Origin of the sequence: Dactylosporangium sp. NBC_01737 (assembly GCF_035963215.1) — a bacterium.
Taxonomy (GTDB): domain Bacteria; phylum Actinomycetota; class Actinomycetes; order Mycobacteriales; family Micromonosporaceae; genus Dactylosporangium.
This window is the reverse complement of record NZ_CP109153.1, coordinates 5,875,183-5,891,804: the sequence shown is the minus strand read 5'-3', so window position 1 is coordinate 5,891,804 and position 16,622 is coordinate 5,875,183. Positions and strand designations below refer to the sequence as shown.

Sequence of the window (16,622 nt, the reverse complement as noted above, 5' to 3'; positions counted from 1 at the left end):
GCCGGTTGCCCTCATGAGCGGCGCGGCGGTGCGGCGGGGGTGCTCAGCATCGTGCCGTCGCCGTGCCGCTCGTGGTGCGGCACCGGGGCGAAGTGCCGCTTCGGCAGCAGGAACAGCCACGTGGCGACCACGAACGGGGCGGTCAGCGTGGGGATGCCGTACGGCGCCAGCACCGTGGTCAGGGCGGCCTGCACCCAGACCGCGGTGATCGTCGCCAGCAGGGTGTAGACGGCCACCGCCGGCATGGGACGGTAGAACACGGCACCCAGGGCGAGCGCGGTGAGGACCGCGTTGAAGCCCCAGATCCCCTTGCCGATCGCCGTGCCGTCCGCGCCCAGCCCGATCGCGAGCGCGGTGCCGACCGCCGAGCCGAGGATCGCGGCGAGTGCGACCGCGCGGGAGTTGACCGCCAGCGCGACGAGAATGACGGCGCCGCTGACCCAGTCGTCGAGCAGGAAGACCTGAGCGATCCCCTTCAGCGTGCCGGTGGCCAGGAACTCGAAGGTCACCGGCACGTGGGCCAGCTCCGCCGGCGTGGCGGCCGGCAGCGCCGGCCGGCTCAGCGCACCGGGCCCGATCCGCATGAACTGGTAGGCGCCCATCAGCAGGAACCAGGACGTCAGCACGAACGGGAACGTCAGGGCGGCCACACCCCAGCTGTTGAGCACGTTGCTCAACGCGAGGGTGACCACGGTCGTGACGGCCGCGCCCAGCACCACGTACGCCCACAGCACCGGCTCGGCGGCGAGGAACGTGGGCAGCGCCGCGCCGGTCAGCAGCGGGCTGAACCCGAACAGGCCCTGCCGCCACGACGTCGCGTCGACCCGCAGCAGCAGGGCGGTGCCCGTGCCGGCGAGCAGCCCCACCAGGGCGCCGGCGCCGACCTCAGCGGTGCCGGTGCGGATCGTGCCCCAGCCGATGGCGGCCAGGATGAGCAGGCCGGTGACCGGGTTGTTCTGCAGCATCACCTGGGCGGCGCCGCGCAGGCACGCGTCGGCGAACCGCACGGGGGCATGAGCGTCGGCCGTCGCGGACCAGGTCCGGCTGATCGCGTCCATGCCGTCAGCGCCAGCGGAACGGGGGCGGCAGCGAAGCGCCGACGGTCTCCCGGCGCACCAGCGACCAGAAGTCCCGGACCACGGCCCGGACCGGTTCCGAGTCCGTCCCCAGCACCCGGTAGATCAGGCCCGCGCCGTTGGGCAGGCGGCTCGCACCGGCGACCGCCGGGCCGGTCATGGTGACGGCGGCCGGGACCTGGTCGAACACCCGGTCGGCGAGCGCCGCCGAGGTCAGCAGCACGACGTTGGCGACGACCTGGAACCCGCCCATCACCGCGCAACGGTCGACGGGAAAGCGCCCCGGCTCGATGACGAACTTCTCCGCGAACAGCTCGCGGCCGTCCGGGCGGGTCGCCCGCAGCGCCGAGGAGAACAGGTCGTAGCCGAACAGCTCACCGTCGTGGTGGTACCGCCGCCCGGGCAGGATGATCTCCGCGTACAGCGCCGTCGCGCTCTCCGGCAACGACACCTGGGTCCGGGCCAGGTACCGGCTGCGGCGGTACGGGATCACCGGCTCCGGCAGGAACTCCAGGTACGCCCCGTCCTCCAGCACGATGTCCTGCGTCTGCGTCGCGTAGTTCGCGTCCATCTGCTGGATCCTGGTCGCGGACTGGGTCGTCAGATGGGCCTGCGCGTCCTCGCCGAGCCGCACCCGCAGCGCATGCCGGTCGCCCTGCAGCAGCCCGCCGGACGTGGTGATGATGAAGACGCAGGCGAGGTCGGGCATTGCCTCGTCCCAGTACAACGCCCGTTGCACCAGCAGCGGCGCCTGCCGGTACAGCTCCGCGAGGATCGTGCGGTCGCCGCGGCGCTCGAATCCCAGGCGCAGCACCCCGTTCTTGCCGGGAGCGCCGCTGGGCAGTTGCGCCGGCTCGTCGTGGTACGGCGCCAGCTCCGGCGCGGCGTGCAGGGTGCTCATTCGGCGGGTACCAGCCCGAACAGGACCTCACGGCGGATGACCGCGAGGACCTCGTCGACGCCTTCGCCGGTCCTGCAGTTGGTGAACACGACCGGCTTGCCGTCGCGCTGCATCGCCGCGTCACGGTCCATCACGGCGAGATCCGCGTCGACGTACGGGGCCAGGTCCACCTTGTTGATCACGAGCAGGTCGGAGCGCGCGATGCCGGGGCCGTTCTTGCGCGGGATCTTGTCGCCGGCCGCCACGTCGATCACGTAGATGAAGAAGTCCACCAGGGCCGGGCTGAACGTGAGGGTCAGGTTGTCGCCGCCGCTCTCGATCAGCACGAGGTCGGTGCCGGGGAACCGGGACTCCATGTCCTCCACCGCGGCGAGGTTCATACTCGGGTCCTCGCGGACGGCGGTGTGCGGGCAGGCGCCGGTCTCCACCCCGATGATCCGCTCGGCCTGCAGCACGCCGGTGAGCACCCGCCGCACGTGCGCGGCGTCCTCGGTCGTCACCACGTCGTTCGTCACGACAAGGACCCGCTGCCCGCCGGCCACCAGGCGCGGCACCAGCGCCTCGATGATCGCCGTCTTCCCGCTGCCGACCGGACCTCCGACGCCGACGCGACTGGCTGATTGCATGTTTCCTCCGGTGAGGTCAGTTGATGAACATCCGAATCCGGGCCCGCACGTGCGCGGCGGCCAGCACGTCGGTCATGGGCGCGAACGACGCCATGTCGTCCAGCCCCGCCCCGGCCACCCGTTCGTAGTGCCGCTGTGCGGTGTCGTTGACGGCGAACAGCACCGTCTGGGCGTCGACGTGATCGATGGGCATGAGCCGGACGGCGGCGCCGACGATCATCGCCGCCGTCCCGTACTGCTGCGCCGCGAAGGCGGCCTCCTCGGGCAGGCCGAGCACGGCGGCGAGCACCCCGACGCCGATCGGATACGTACCGGGTACGGTTCCGGCGGCGATGTCACCGGCCCGCCGTACCAGCACCGGATCGGCGACGACGGCGGCGGAGATCTCCGCCAGCTTCCGGCCCATCCGGGTGCTCATCGAGCGCATCTCCTCGTTGAGCTTGCGGACGAACACCGCCTCGTCGGACCGCCCGACCCGGTCGGTGTCGCCGGCGCGGGTGCCGCGATGGCTTTCCAGCAGCGCGATGCCGTCACAGCCGGCCGCCAGATGCGTCGCGGTGGACACGAAGTCGTGCAGCGTCCGCCGGTCATGCACGATCCCGAGCTGCACCGCCGGCTCCAGCGCGTTGGAGAACGTGAAGGCCCCGACCGGGAACATCGAGTCGGTGAACTGCAGCAGCCGCATCAGCTCCGGCATCCGCGGTACCGCCGCGACGCTCTTCAACTGCCGTCCGCGGGTAGGTGCGTGTGGCCCGCCGCGTCGGCCCCGCCGAACAGCCGCCGGGCCTCGTGCGGCGCCAGGAACGCGAGCACCTCGGTGCCGTCGACGAACTCGTGCTTGATCCCGGCGAAGTCGTGGGTCCGCATGACCGAGTCCATGACCCTGCGGTCGACGGTGACCGGCACGTACACGGTCGTGCCGTTCACCACGGCCGGCCAGTGCTGGTTGCCGATGGCGTGCCCGAACTCGACCGCGGTGCGCAGCGGCGTGTCGGGCGGGAGCTCGACCGCCATCACCTCACCCAGCATGAGCTGCACGACGGTTGCCGTCCGCTTCGCGGCGTCCCAGGTCAGGACGTCACCGTCGTGCAGGTGCGTGTCGCGCGCCAGTGACAGCGCCACCTCGACGCCGCCGCTGGTCCGCTTGCGCAGGCGGCGCTTCTGCGCCTCCCACTGGTCCAGGACGAGCCGGTCGACGTGCATGTCGGCCAGCCGGTCGCGCCAGCCCGGCTCGGCGGCGTTGCCCAGCACTGATTCGACGTACATGTTTCCCCCCGCATCACATCGGCATCACATCGGCGTCGGCGCGGGCGTCAGCTGAAGAAGTACAACTGGTTCATGGACAGCGCCGAGGCCGCCGGCACGGTGGCGTGCACCCCGTCGACCTTGACGGCGAAGGTCTCCGGGTCGACCTCGATCCGCGGGGTCAGCTCGTTGCGCACCATGTCCCGCTTGGTCAGCGAGCGCGTCCCCTGCACCGGCAGGATCTGCCGCTGCAGGCCGAGCTTCCCGGCGACGTCGGCGTCCAGACCGGCCTGCGACACGAACGTCACGCAGCTCTGCGACAGCGCCGCACCGAATGCCCCGAACATCGGCTTGTACATGACGGGCTCGGTCAGCGGCAGCGACGCGTCCGAGCTGCCGGTGGCCGCCCAGCTGATGATGCCGCCCTTGAGGACCAGCTTCGGTTTGGCGCCGAAGAACGCCGGCTCCCACAGCACGAGGTCGGCCAGCTTGCCCGGCTCGACCGAGCCCAGCACGTGGGCCACGCCCTGGGTGACGGCCGGGTTGATGGTCACCTTCGCCAGGTACCGCAGCACCCGGACGTTGTCGTTGCCCGGCGCGTCCTCCGGGAGCTTGCCCCGGGCCGCCTTCATCGCCTGTGCGAGCTGGACGGCGCGCAGGAAGCTCTCGCCCACCCGGCCCATCGCCTGACTGTCGCTGGAGATCATCGAGATGGCGCCGAGGTCGTGCAGGACGTTCTCGGCGGCCATCGTCTCGGGCCGGACCCGGCTCTCCGCGAACGCGACGTCCGAGGGGATCCGCGGGTTGAGGTTGTGACAGAACATGATCATGTCGAACAGCTCGGACTGCGAGTTGACCCCGTACGGCAGCGTCGGGTTCGTCGAGCTCGGCAGCACGTTGCGCTGACCCGCGACCTTGATGATGTCCGGCGCGTGCCCGCCGCCCGCACCCTCGGTGTGGAACGTGTGCACCGTGCGGCCCTCGAACGCCGCGATGGTGTCCTCCACGTAGCCGCTCTCGTTGAGCGTGTCCGTGTGCAGGCTGATCTGGACGTCGAACTCGTCGGCGGCGCTGAGCGCGGCCCGGATCACCGCGGGCGTCGCGGCCCAGTCCTCGTGGATCTTCAGGCCCGCCGCGCCGGCGATGATCTGCTCGTCGAGCGGGCCGCGCGACGAGCAGCTGCCCTTGCCCAGGAACCCGAGATTGACCGGGAGACTCTCCGCGGCCCGCATCATGGTGTGCAGGTTCCACACCCCGGAGGAGATCGTGGTGCCGTTGGTGCCGTCCGTCGGCCCGACCCCGCCGCCCCACAGGGTCGTGATGCCGTTGCTGAGCGCGTCGTACGCCTGCTGCGGCGAAACGTAGTGCACGTGCGAGTCGATGCCCGCCGCGGTCAGGATGAGGTGCTCACCGGAGATGGCGTCCGTGGCCGGGCCGACCGCCAGGCTCGGCGTGACCCCGTCCATCGTGCTGGGGTTCCCCGCCTTGCCGGCGCCGACGATCCGCCCGTCCTTGATCCCGACGTCCGCCTTGACGACCCCCATGACCGCGTCGACGATCGTGACATTGGTGATGACGAGATCGAGCGCGCCACCGGCGCTGGACAGCCCGCTGTCCACCCCCATGCCGTCGCGCAGGGTCTTGCCGCCGCCGTAGACCGCCTCGTCGCCCAGGACCCGCAGGTCCTGCTCGATCTCGACGTACAGGTCCGTGTCACCCAGCCGGATCTTGTCGCCGAGCGTCGGACCGTACAGGTCGGCGTACTGGCTCCGCGATATCCGGCTCACCGCTGGCCCTCCTCGGACGGCCGGGACTTGAAGCCGCGCATGCCCGCCCGTCGCGCCGCCTCGACCCGCTCCGGCTGATATCCGGCCGCGGCGCCGGTGCCGGCCCAGCCGTCCACCAGCCCGTTGAAGCCGTACACCCGCTGCTTGCCGCCGAACGGCACCAGGTCGACGGTCTTCTTGTCGCCGGGCTCGAACCGCACGGCCGTGGTCGCCGGAATGTCCAGCCGCTGCCCGAACGTGACCTCGCGGTCGAACTCGAGGCAGCGATTGACCTCGTAGAAATGGTAGTGCGAACCGACCTGGACGGGCCGGTCCCCCGTGTTGACCACCTCGATCGTCGAGACCGGCCGGCCGGCGTTGAGCTCCAGCGGCTCATCCGCGAGCACGTAACCGCCGATCGGGCGGACCGCCTTGTGACTGCCTTCGTGGTGACTGGGATTCGGCATCCCGGCCCTCCTTTCCTACTGCCTGCTGCCTGCTACCGGATTGGGGTGTGCACCGTGACCAGCCGGCTTCCGTCGGTGAAGACCGCCTCGATCTGGATGAACGGCACCAGGTCGGCGACGCCGTCCATCACGTCCGCCTTGCTCAGCACCGACCGCGCGTCGGTCAGCACGTCCTCGACCGTCTTGCCCTCCCGCGCGCCCTCCAGCGCCGCCGCGCAGATCACCGCCACGGCTTCGGGATGATTGAGCTTCAGACCCTTCGCCCGGCGCGCCTGAGCGATCTGGGCCAGTGAGAGCACCGTCAGCTTGTCGAATTCTCTGGGCGTAAGTTTCATGGCACGTGTCGTTTCCAATCAGTCCGCGCACACGCGAATCGAACACTCGGCAGGTGTCGCCATTGCTCGCGACATCGCGGACGGCATGAAAGGAGCCGGCGAGGCCCGCGCAACGATGCCCCTCGATCAGTCGCGCGGCGCGTCCGAGCTCTGCTCTCGCAATGTCAAAGCCGGCGGCAAGCCGGTCGGATGCAGTTCAGCCTAGCCGGACCGCGATGGTCGCCGACCGGAAAGAATGAGTGACTCCGCCGGATTCCGGGGTGAATTCACGATGACTCGCATCATGCCGGGTAGATCGGTTCCGCGGTCGCCGGCAGACCCACGGTCGGACCGAGATGCCTTGTGCCGGTCGGGCACCGATCCGAGGGAGCAATGGTGGCAGCTACCGAGTCCGGACAGCCGCACGACGCGAAGCGTTCCAACCGTGGCATCTCCAGGTGGCTGGTCCTCGTCGCCGCGGTGGTCATGCTGGCAGGGCTGCTGTTCGGATATGACCAGGGTGTGATCAGCGGGGCGCTTCGCGGCATCGAAAGCACCTTCCGCGTCAGCACACTCGTCATCGAGATCGTCACCAGCTGGGTCACCCTCGGCGCGCTGGTCGGCGCGCTCGGGGGCGGGACCATGACCGACCGGTTCGGCCGGCGGCGGACCGTCCTCGCGGCGGCCGTGCTCTTCGTGCTCGGTGCCGCGATCGAATCGGCCGCACCGAGCACCTGGGTCCTGGTGGTCGGCCGGCTGGTGGCCGGCGTGGGCGTGGGCGTGGCCTCGGTGGCGGCGCCGTTGTACGCGGCCGAGATGGCGCCGGCCCGCCTGCGGGGCCGGTTCGTGTCGCTGTACCAGCTGATGATCACATTCGGCATCTTCGTCGCCTACCTGGTCGATCAGCTGCTCTCCGTGGCCTCCGGCAGCTGGTGGCGGCTCATGCTCGGCCTGTCCGTCGTGCCCGGGCTGCTGCTGCTCGTCGCGATGCTGCCGCTGCCGGACTCCCCCGTGTGGTACCTCAAGACAGGTCAGCGCGGCAAGGCGCAGAGCGCGCTGCGCCGGGTCCAGCCGGACGCGGACCACCAGCGGGACATCGCCTCGATCGAAGCCAGCCTGCAGGGCCCGCAGCCGTCCTGGGGCGAGGTCTTCGCCAGGAGGTGGCGGGCCCCGCTCGTGCTCGGCCTCGGACTGGCCGTGCTGCAACAGTTCACCGGGATCAACGGGGTCATCTACTACGCCGACACGATCTTCGAAGCGGCCGGCTTCGACACACCCCGGTCGCAGACCGCCGCCACGACCTGGTCGATCGGCGCGGTGAACGTCCTGTTCACGTTCGTCGCCGTCGGCTACGTCGACCGGTTCGGCCGGCGTCCGCTGCTGCTCGCCGGCCTCGTCGGCATGGGGGTCTCCCTGCTCGTCATCAGTGTGTGTTTTCTCCGCCTCGAACACGTGGCGGTCCACGGCGCTTCACCCGGCAACGCGCCCAGCGCCGCGGGCGTCGTCACGCTGGTCGCGATGATGGTCTTCATCGCAAGCTTCGCGTTCTCGCTCGGCCCGGTGGTGTGGACCGTGATCAACGAGATCTACCCGAGCACGATCCGCGGCCTCGGCGTCTCGGCGGCCACCGCGGCCAACTGGGCCGCGGCGTGGCTGGTGACGCAGTTCTTTCTCAGCCTCACCGACTGGATCGGCGAGTCCGGCACGTTCGCCGTGTTCGCCGGGATGTGCGTGGTGTCCTTCGGGTTCGTGTGGAAGCTCCTGCCGGAGACCAAGGGCAGGACACTCGGCGAGATCCAGCAGATGTGGGTCGACCGGGCCGGATCCGGGCGCCCGTCCTAGCCGTCACGGGATCCGCAGCGGCATCGGCGTCTTGGCGACGATGACGTCCGGGCGGGTCTGCAACGCGGCAGTGAGGGCGATCTCGAGATGGTTGTGCAGGAAGCGGTACTGCAGCCGCTCGGGCAGCGCCACCGGGATCAGCACGATGATCTGCACGTCGTGCTGCTCATGCAGTTCGTCGATGAACGCCACGATGGGCCGGGTCACCGAGGCGTACTCGGTGTGCAGGATCTTCAGCGGCACCCCGGGGTTCCAGCCGGCCCACTGCCGCTCCAGCTCGCGGTCGCCCCCGGGGTCCTCGCCGGAGTCCCCGCCGGTGTCCTCGAGCACCACATGGACCGCCACCACCCGCGGGCTGATCGAGAGGGCTTCGGCGACCGCGTGCCGGGTCAGCCGGTTCACCCCGGTCACCGGGACCACCACCATGGTGGGTTTGGCGTGCGGCTTCGCCGGGGTCACGCCCAGGCCGAGGGCCCGCCCGCAGCGCGCGTAGTACGCGTGGGTCCGCGCGAACAGCAGGATGAGCGCCGGCACGGCCAGCACGACCACCCACGCGCCCTCGGTGAACTTGGTGACCAGGAACAGCACGGTGGCCACCCCGGTCGTGGCCGCGCCGACACCGTTGATGATCGCCCGGTGCCGCCAGTGTGCCGGTCGGGTCTTCCACCAGTGTTTGACCAGCCCGGACTGCGACAGCGTGAAGGCGGTGAACACGCCGATGGCGTACAGCGGGATCAGCCTGATGGTCTGCCCGCGCACCGCGACGAGCAGCACCCCGGCCAGGCCGGCCAGCGTCCAGATGCCGACGGCGAACACCTGCCGCTCGTCGCGCAGTGAGAACAGGTGCGGCAGGTAGTTGTCGTGGGCCAGCCGGCTGGTCAGCACCGGCAGTCCGCCGAACGAGGTGTTGGCGGCCAGCATGAGCACCACGGTGATGGTCACGGCCATCACGTAGTACGCCCAGTTCCTGCCGACGGCGAGGGCGATGACCTGGCTCAGGATGGTCTCACCGGACCGGGGGCCGACGTGCCAGCGGTCCGCGAGCACGGCCAGGCCCAGCAGCATCGCGCCGAGGATGCCGCCGAGCAGCAGTTCGGTCCGCTTGGCCCGGGCCACCCGAGGCTGTTTGAACAACGGCACGCCGTTGGCGATCGCCTCCACCCCGGTCAGCGCGCTGCACCCCGCCGAGAACGCCTTCAGCACCAGCAGGACACCCACGGCCTCCAGCCCCTCGGTGGGCGCGAGCGGCTGCCCCTGGCGCGGTGTGTGCAGCGCCAGCGGGTGGATCAGGCCGATGCCGATCACGACCAGCAACCCGGCGATGAACGCCATGGTGGGCAGCAGGAACGCCCGGGCCGTGTCGCCCAGGCCGCGCAGGTTGAGCGCCGTGACCAGCGCGAGGATGGCCAGGCAGATCGGGACCGTGGCCGGGGTCAGACCCGGGAAGGCCGACGTCAGCGACCCCACCCCGGCGGCGATCGAGACCGCGACCGTCAGCGTGTAGTCCACGACGAGCGCCGCGGCGGCCAGCACGCCGACGCTGGGCGGGAAGTTCGCCCGGCACACCGCGTACGTGCCGCCGCCACCCGGATAGGCCTCGATGACCTGGCGGTAGGAGAACACCAGGATGGCCAGCAGCACGACGATCGCGACCGAGATCGGCAAGACCAGCTGCAGCGCGACGAGCCCGGCCGGCGCGAGCACGACAAGGATCGCCTCCGGCCCGTACGCCACCGACGTCAGCGCGTCCAGGGAGAGGGCAGGAAGCCCTTCGACCGGCGTGATCTGCTGCTTGGCCAGCTGCCGTGCCCGCAACGGGGGCCCGACGAGGAACCGCCACACCGCCGCCACCGCGCCCATGGTCTGACCGCCCGCCTCGCCCTCGGGGCCCTCGATCCGCAGCACCAACGCTACGCAGACCGCCACCGGGGCACCGCCGATCGGCGTATCTGTCCGGCGTATCCTCCCCCGCCGCCACCCTGGGGTGACCGGCCGGACGTGCACTGCGCCGTCCGGTCCGGCGGCCTGAACGGTTCGTTCCAGCTGGTCGGGCTAGACTTTGCCGACCGGGACTGCGGGGGGGCGGACGTGACGCGAGCGGCGGTGGGCGTTGTCGCCGAGCTGTGCCGGCGCATCGCCGCGGGGGAGCTGCGGCCGGGTGAGGCCGTGCCGTCCGACAAGGACGTGGCACGCGAGCTGGAGGTGGCGGTCGGTGCCGCCGACCGCGCGCTGGCGATGATGCGGCAGGACGGCCTCGTCGAGGACGCGGGCGACGGGTCGGGACTGGTGGTCACCGGGCAGGCTCCCGACATCGCGGCCGGGTGGAAGGCAACCGTGCGGCGGCGGGGCCCCGCGCGTGAGGGCCCGGGGTTCCTGGCGCTGATCGTGCGGACGGCGATCGCGCTGGCCGACGCGCACGGGCTCGCGGTCACGTCCATGCGGCGCATCGCCGGCGAGCTCGACGTGGACTTCGTGACGTTGCGCAAGTACATGGGCGACCGGGATCACCTGGAGATCCTGATGGCCGACGCGGTCTTCGCCGAGCACCCGCCGCCGCAGTCGCCCGCCGGGGACTGGCGGGCGCGGCTGGAGCTGTTGTGCCGCGCGCAGCTGCTGATGTACCGCAGGCATCCGTGGCTCGCCGAAGCCGTGTCGTTCAAGCAACCGCAACTCAGTCCGCATGTGGTCGCGCACACGGAAGCGGCGGTGCGGGCGCTGGCCGGTGAGGGGCCGGCGCCGGAGGCCGTGCAGCGCCTCGCCGCGACCGCGGCGAACTTCGTGCGCGGGCACGCGATGCGCCTGGCGCAGAGCGAGAACAGGGCGGGAGCAGACGAGGACGCCGCACTGTTCGAGTTCGGCCTCCAGCGCCTCCTCGACGGGTTCGCGCCGCTGGTGCCGTGACAGCCGGCTCGAAGCGACGACAAGGACGGCCCGCGGATAGAGTTGGGCCACACGGGCAGTGCGGGAGGCAGCAATGGCGCTAGTGGCGACGGACATCGTCGCGCAGCTGCGCCAGCGGATCATCGATGGCGGGCTGGAGCCGGACGACGAGCTGTCGTTCAAGGACATCATGCGCGAGTGGGACGTCTCGATGCACATCGCGTTCAAGGCGCTGCGACTGATGCGGGACGAGGGCCTCACCGAGAAGGTGAACGGCTTCCACGGGATGGTGGTGACCCCGGACGCCTTCGACGTCGCGCTGGCATGGCGACCCCCGCCGCCGACGAGGTCGAAGGTCGGCGCGCAGGTGGTCCCCGTCGCGATCGAGCTGGCCGACGCCGGCGGGCTCGCCGCCGTGTCCATGCGGCGCATCGGGGAGCGGCTCGGCGTGGCCACCATGACGCCGCACAAGTTCGTGGGCAGCCGGGCCCGCCTGGAGACCATGATGGCCGACGCGGTCTTCGCCGAGCACCCGCCGCCGCAGTCGCCCGCCGGCGGGTGGCGGGTGCGGCTGGAGCTGTTGTGCCGCATGCAGTGGCAGATGTACCGCCGCCGCCCCTGGCTCACCAGGACCGTGTCGTTCCAGCCGTCGGAGCTCACCGAGCACGTGACAGCGCACCTCGCGTGGGTGACGCGGGCGATGACGGAGGAGGGCCTGGCCGCGCAGACCGCGGCGCAGGTCGCCGCGACCGCCGCCGACTTCGTGCGCGGGACCGCGATGGACGCGGCGGGTGCGGAGGCCGGCGACGAGGACACCGCGCTGTTCGAGTTCGGCCTCCAGCGCCTCCTGGACGGATTCGCGCCGCTGATCCGCTGACGCACCGGGCGGCGGGACCGGTGCTGACGGCGGACCCGCCGGAGGGAACACCCTCCGGCGGGTCACGGAAACTGCGGTCAGCACCAGCCGGTGGACACCGGAGCGCTCTGGAAGGAGCCGGAGACCGCGGACACCGTCTTGCGGCAGTCCGATCCCCAGGTCTCGGTCGTGGCGGTCACCTCGGCCGTGCCGGCCTGCGCCGGGACCGTGATGGTCCGGTCGACGTAGTAGGCACGGTAGAGCTGGCCCCAGCGGGGGTCGGTGTACGGCTCCCAGTACTGCCGGGTGATGGTGATCCGGAAGTACGTCTCCTCGACGGAGTTGTCCTTGAACCCGAGTACCGTGGTGCCGTCCTCGGCCCAGGAGATGATGCGCAGGTTGCTCGGCGCGGCAAGCGTTGCGGTGTACGTCTTGCAGCCCAGCGACGGGTTGCCCGGGTTCGGCGCGCCGGCCGGGACCACGCTGATCGCCCACGCGCACACCTGGTGGGTGCCGAGGCCGGCCGGGACGGTGGCGTCGTAGCCGCGGTAGGCGCCGTAGGCCGGGTAGGCGTCGGCGACGTCCTGGCGGTACGTGTCGGCGGTCAGGGTCCGCTTCCACGCGCCGTCGATGTAGATGTCGACGACGAGGGGCGCGGCGCCGCTGTCGCGGTCGATGCCCCAGCCGGTGACCCGCACGGCGTTGCCGACGTAGGTGACCGTGTCGAGGGTGCCGTGCACGGGGGTGTCCCGCGGCGCCGGCGGCGGGTCCTCCTCGCCGCCGTCACCACACGCGGGCGGTGGCACCGGCCGGTCGCACATCGGCTCGGCGCTGGCCGGGCCCGATGGGATGATGACGGCGCTGAGCAAGCCGGCCAGCGCGACCGCGCCGGCTCGGAGAAGGTGTCGTTTCATCGTTTGTCTCCTCTGTGTTCGTCACCGCAGTGGTGACGGAGGGAATCTAGAAACGTTGCGCGGCAACCGATTCAGACCACCGGGGACCGTGGCACGAAATGGGGATTCGATTCGCGGCGCCCGGTGCACCGGGACACGGGCCGGGACACAAGTCGGGACACCTGTCCCTGTCCGTCCGGGTCGTGCGGCTGTTGTACTGCACCGGATCCGCGTCACTAGGCTGGGGCCATGACAGATGCGGAACTCATCGCCATCGCGCGCAGCGCCGGGTCCGATGCGGGTCGTCCGTCCACATTGGACGCGGAGGTGATCGGTCGCGCGGCGGAGGCGGAGGTCTTGCTGAGCGACCCGAAGTATGCCCGCGGCGGCGGCCTCCTGGTGGTCATCGACACCGCGACCGGCACCGTCCTGCGGGTGGTGCCGCAACTGTGAACGCCGCGCGGGGTCGCGGATTGACTTGTCGCAAGTCTTGTCGCAACATATTGAGACAAGCATTGAGACAAGCTGCGCGACAACGGAGGCATCATGCCGAAGGAACCAGTGCGGGACGCAAACCTCGCGGAGGCCCGCGCGTGGCTGGCCGGGCACGGCCTGGCCGACGCCGAGCCGACGCCGTTGCTGGCCACACGGCTCGCGGCGCGGCGACGCAAGCGAGTGGCCGCCGCCGCCCTGCTCGCCGTGTTCATCTGCGCGGTCGCGCTCGTCTACGTCACCACCCTGCCGCTCGACCCCGCCGTCGACGGACTCGGACCGGACCGGCGCCGGGCACTGCTGGTGGTGACCGCGATGGTGATCGGGCTGGTGCTGGCCCAGTCACTGCTGGACCGGTGGGTGCGGCGGGTCGACCAGCGGGCCGGCGCGACGCTGCCACGGCGGGCGGCCCATCCGCTCCGGCCCGGCTGGCGCGCCGTGCTCGGCGTGCCGTATGCCGCGTTCACGGCCGGCACGTTCGCGGGCGCGGCGGCGCTGGCGATCGCGGCCCTGACGGTGCAGGACGCCAGTGCCAGGTACTCGGCGGTTGTGCTGCTCCTCGGACTGTGCGGGGCCGCGGCCAGCACGCTCGCCCAGCTGCACCACGTCCTGACGCACCCGGTCGTGGCCGACGACGAGGTCTCGCTCAATGCCGACGTCATCATGCGCACCGACGACGCCCGCGAGGTCGCCGTGCCGACCATGGTGTGGACGCTGCCGGTCGTCTCGGTGTTCACCGCCCCGCTGGGCAACTGGCACCTTGCCTGGATGGTCTTCATCGCCGCGAGCGCCGTCGCGCTGGTCCTGGTCAACACGTGGACCACGCGCCGCGGCAGAGCGGCACGGCACGAGCGCCCGGTGACCTGAGTGATCGTCATCGAGTCGGCCTCGCCCGTCCCGCCGTTCGAGCAGCTGCGGGCCCAGCTCGCCCGCCAGATCCACGATCGGACCCTCGCGGTGGGCGCCCGGCTGCCGACAATCCGCCGCCTGGCCGCGGACCTGGGCCTGGCCGTCAACACCGTCGGGCGGGCCTACCGGGAGCTGGAGGAGGCGGGGCTGATCGAGACCCGCGGATCGGCCGGCTCGTTCGTGTCCGCGGCGGGCGAGCAGGGACGGGAGCGGGCCCGCCACGCCGCCGCCGAGTACGCCGCCGTCATCGCCAGCATCGGCCTCGACACCGAGGAGGCGGTCCGCATCGTCCGGGCGGCACTGGCGAAGTGAGCCGGTAACTTTCACGCCGGCTGCTGGCCGTACACCGGAACCGCCGCAAGATCAGTTGACGAACGTCGATGACTTGGCCAGGGTCGGGGCATGCCCGGAACCCGAACGCTCCTGCCGTCGCTGCGGCTGGCATCCGTCGCCGCGGCCGCACTGCTCGCCGGTGCCCTGCTGATCGCCGTGAACGACGCCAGCGGCAGCGTGCCGGTCGCGGCCGCAGCGGCCACACCGGCACCGTCCTCCTCGGGAACACCCAACACCTCACCGTTCCCGCCGACGCCGCCGACCAACCTGCAGGCGACCGTCGTGCGGTCCACGTCGGTGACGCTGACCTGGACCGCGTCGAGCCGCGGCTGCTGCGCGGTCACCGGCTACGACGTCACCTACATGCAGGCCTTCTACGACGTCGGCCAGGTCGTCGCCCTCGGCAACGTCACCACGGCCACCATCACCACCGGCATCCGGCCGGGGCAGCAGTACACCTTCCAGGTCACCGCCCACGACGACCTGGGCCACCGCTCGGGCGGGTCCAACCCGGTCGTCGTGGTCACCCCGGTCACCGACACCGGCCCGGACACGGTGCCGCCGGCCGCGCCGACCGGGCTGCAGGCCAACCCGGCCAACGGTCCCAGCACCACCCTCACCTGGTCGCCGTCCACCGACAACGTCGCGGTCACCGGCTACAACGTCTACCGCTTCGACGGCGTGTTCATCTCCACGCTGCTGTCCACGGTCACCGGCACCACGTACACGGCCCAGGTGGTCTCGCCCCGCGACCAGTTCTACGTCCGGGCCCGCGACGCGGCCGGCAACGTGTCGATCGCCTCGAACACGGTCGTCGTGACCGGCGGCACCGGCGGCCCCGGCAGCCAGGGCCCCAGCAGTCCCGCGGCGAGTGCGTCGAGCAGCGCGCCGCCCGTGCTGTCGTGCCGGGCGAGGTTCACCTACACGTCCGTGTGGTCCTCCGGATTCGTCGCGGACGTCACCATCACCAACACCGGCAGCACGCCGATCGTCGACTGGGTCGTCACCTTCAGCTTCGGCGGCGACGAGCGCATCGGCCAGTCCTGGAACGGCACCTTCACCCAGAACGGCGCCGCGGTGACGCTCACCAACGCGAGCTGGAACCGGATCATCCCACCCGGCGGCTCGGTGACCGTGGGCCTGTACGGCGCCCGCACCGCACCGCTCACGCCACCGCCGACCGTCTACGTCAACGGGGTGCCCTGCACCTCCTGACCGCCGTTCACCGGGCAGCGGCGGGCCGTCGCCCGCCGCTGCCCAGCGGTGCGGCGTTCCCGCCGTCATCAGCGCGGCGTTCCCCGCCGTTCACCGGTGCAGCGTTCCCGCCGCGAGCACCGCGAACGCCAGGAGGTTGACCAGGACGTGGGTCAGCGCCGCGACGGCCAGCCCGCGCGGGCGGCGGGCGGCGACCGCGAGCGGCAACGCGAAGACGGCCACCGTCAGCCAGGCGTAGGGCTGCCAGGCGTGGTAGAGCGCGAAGAGCACGGCACTGGCGACCGCGGGACGGGCGGTGGGCAGGCGGGGCATGAGCAGGCCACGGAAGTACAGCTCCTCGACGACCGGGCCGACGACCACGAAGCACAGCAGCCAGCCCGCGATCGTGACGGCGTGCTGCCAGGCCGGGCGGGCGGGATCGGACAGCATCGGGTCCAGCCGCCACCAGGACGGCAGGTGCAGCCGGTCGTGCAGGCCCGGCTCCAGCCACTGAACCAGGCCGGGTGCCAGCGCCGCGGCGGCGAGCGTCGGCGCCAGCAGCAGGATCAGGCGGCGGGGCCGCGGCCAGCGGGTGTCGATCCCGTCGGGGCCGCGCAACCGGCGCACGAGGGTCAGCTCGATCGGGGCGAGCACCAGCAGGACCGCCGCGTACATGCCCCACACGGGCGGCAGGCCGGCGGCGGCCAGGACCGGGGCGGCGGCGGCGAACAGCGCCAGGCCGGCCAGGCCGGGGAGCAGGTGCAGGGCGACGGCGCGGGGCCAGGACAGCGCAGGAGTCATGGCCGCTACGGTCGCGTCTACCCTTCT

Annotated in this window: 18 protein-coding genes; 7 read left to right on the top strand and 11 right to left on the bottom strand. The window is 71.5% G+C overall.

The annotated features are described in order from the left end of the window. Positions 1-11: 11 nt before the first annotated feature. The 8 genes from yut to OHA72_RS26375 are packed head-to-tail and all read right to left on the bottom strand — an operon-like array spanning position 12 to position 6,416. Positions 12-1,058: an urea transporter gene (gene yut, locus OHA72_RS26410; RefSeq protein ID WP_327010479.1), complete on the bottom strand. Its 1,047-nt coding sequence runs from the start codon at positions 1,056-1,058 to the stop codon at positions 12-14. Between the two features lie 4 nt (positions 1,059-1,062). After that, the gene (locus tag OHA72_RS26405; RefSeq protein WP_327010478.1) at positions 1,063-1,977 is read right to left on the bottom strand and encodes an urease accessory protein UreD; all 915 of its coding nucleotides are present in this window, start codon (positions 1,975-1,977) and stop codon (positions 1,063-1,065) included. Next, entirely contained in the window at positions 1,974-2,603 is a 630-nt protein-coding gene (ureG, locus tag OHA72_RS26400; RefSeq protein ID WP_327010477.1) for an urease accessory protein UreG, read from the bottom strand. Before ureG ends, OHA72_RS26405 begins: the two co-directional genes overlap by 4 nt. A 16-nt stretch (positions 2,604-2,619) precedes the next feature. Continuing rightward, a complete protein-coding gene (locus OHA72_RS26395; protein ID WP_327010476.1) occupies positions 2,620-3,327 on the bottom strand; it encodes an urease accessory protein UreF in 708 nt (235 codons plus the stop codon). Then, positions 3,324-3,869 carry an urease accessory protein UreE gene (gene ureE, locus OHA72_RS26390; protein ID WP_327010475.1) on the bottom strand — a complete coding sequence of 182 codons (546 nt, stop codon included), beginning with the start codon at positions 3,867-3,869 and terminating at the stop codon, positions 3,324-3,326. The genes OHA72_RS26395 and ureE overlap by 4 nt, the downstream gene beginning before the upstream one ends. A 47-nt stretch (positions 3,870-3,916) precedes the next feature. After that, positions 3,917-5,635 (bottom strand): urease subunit alpha, encoded by a 1,719-nt coding sequence (locus tag OHA72_RS26385; RefSeq protein WP_327010474.1) that lies wholly within the window; start codon positions 5,633-5,635, stop codon positions 3,917-3,919. Continuing rightward, complete coding sequence (gene ureB, locus OHA72_RS26380) at positions 5,632-6,081, bottom strand: urease subunit beta (protein WP_327010473.1); 450 nt, start codon at positions 6,079-6,081, stop codon at positions 5,632-5,634. Before ureB ends, OHA72_RS26385 begins: the two co-directional genes overlap by 4 nt. A gap of 32 nt (positions 6,082-6,113) precedes the next feature. Then, on the bottom strand, positions 6,114-6,416 hold the full coding sequence (locus OHA72_RS26375; protein WP_327010472.1) for an urease subunit gamma: 303 nt from the start codon (positions 6,414-6,416) through the stop codon (positions 6,114-6,116). A gap of 375 nt (positions 6,417-6,791) precedes the next feature. Between OHA72_RS26375 and OHA72_RS26370 the strand changes: the two genes are divergently transcribed. Continuing rightward, complete coding sequence (locus tag OHA72_RS26370; protein ID WP_327010471.1) at positions 6,792-8,237, top strand: sugar porter family MFS transporter; 1,446 nt, start codon at positions 6,792-6,794, stop codon at positions 8,235-8,237. Between the two features lie 3 nt (positions 8,238-8,240). Here the strand turns inward: OHA72_RS26370 and OHA72_RS26365 are convergent, their stop codons facing one another. Continuing rightward, the gene (locus tag OHA72_RS26365; RefSeq protein ID WP_327010470.1) at positions 8,241-10,163 is read right to left on the bottom strand and encodes an APC family permease; all 1,923 of its coding nucleotides are present in this window, start codon (positions 10,161-10,163) and stop codon (positions 8,241-8,243) included. Between the two features lie 162 nt (positions 10,164-10,325). Between OHA72_RS26365 and OHA72_RS26360 the strand changes: the two genes are divergently transcribed. Further along, a complete protein-coding gene (locus tag OHA72_RS26360; protein ID WP_327010469.1) occupies positions 10,326-11,138 on the top strand; it encodes a TetR/AcrR family transcriptional regulator C-terminal domain-containing protein in 813 nt (270 codons plus the stop codon). A gap of 73 nt (positions 11,139-11,211) precedes the next feature. Further along, positions 11,212-11,994 (top strand): TetR/AcrR family transcriptional regulator C-terminal domain-containing protein, encoded by a 783-nt coding sequence (locus OHA72_RS26355; protein ID WP_327010468.1) that lies wholly within the window; start codon positions 11,212-11,214, stop codon positions 11,992-11,994. Positions 11,995-12,071: 77 nt separating this feature from the next. Here OHA72_RS26355 and OHA72_RS26350 read toward each other — a convergent pair whose 3' ends face one another. Continuing rightward, positions 12,072-12,887 carry a hypothetical protein gene (locus OHA72_RS26350; protein WP_327010467.1) on the bottom strand — a complete coding sequence of 272 codons (816 nt, stop codon included), beginning with the start codon at positions 12,885-12,887 and terminating at the stop codon, positions 12,072-12,074. Between the two features lie 228 nt (positions 12,888-13,115). Here OHA72_RS26350 and OHA72_RS26345 point away from each other — a divergent pair, with 228 nt between their 5' ends. The 4 genes from OHA72_RS26345 (at position 13,116) to OHA72_RS26330 (ending at position 15,815) form a co-directional block, all read left to right on the top strand. Further along, on the top strand, positions 13,116-13,319 hold the full coding sequence (locus tag OHA72_RS26345; protein WP_327010466.1) for a hypothetical protein: 204 nt from the start codon (positions 13,116-13,118) through the stop codon (positions 13,317-13,319). Between the two features lie 93 nt (positions 13,320-13,412). Then, the gene (locus OHA72_RS26340; protein WP_327010465.1) at positions 13,413-14,225 is read left to right on the top strand and encodes a hypothetical protein; all 813 of its coding nucleotides are present in this window, start codon (positions 13,413-13,415) and stop codon (positions 14,223-14,225) included. After that, the gene (locus OHA72_RS26335) at positions 14,226-14,579 is read left to right on the top strand and encodes a GntR family transcriptional regulator (protein WP_327010464.1); all 354 of its coding nucleotides are present in this window, start codon (positions 14,226-14,228) and stop codon (positions 14,577-14,579) included. A 90-nt stretch (positions 14,580-14,669) separates the two neighbouring features. Continuing rightward, positions 14,670-15,815, top strand: coding sequence for a cellulose binding domain-containing protein (locus tag OHA72_RS26330; RefSeq protein ID WP_327010463.1), 1,146 nt, complete (start codon positions 14,670-14,672; stop codon positions 15,813-15,815). A 90-nt stretch (positions 15,816-15,905) separates the two neighbouring features. Here the strand turns inward: OHA72_RS26330 and OHA72_RS26325 are convergent, their stop codons facing one another. Continuing rightward, on the bottom strand, positions 15,906-16,595 hold the full coding sequence (locus tag OHA72_RS26325; protein WP_327010462.1) for a CPBP family intramembrane glutamic endopeptidase: 690 nt from the start codon (positions 16,593-16,595) through the stop codon (positions 15,906-15,908). Positions 16,596-16,622 lie beyond the last annotated feature (27 nt).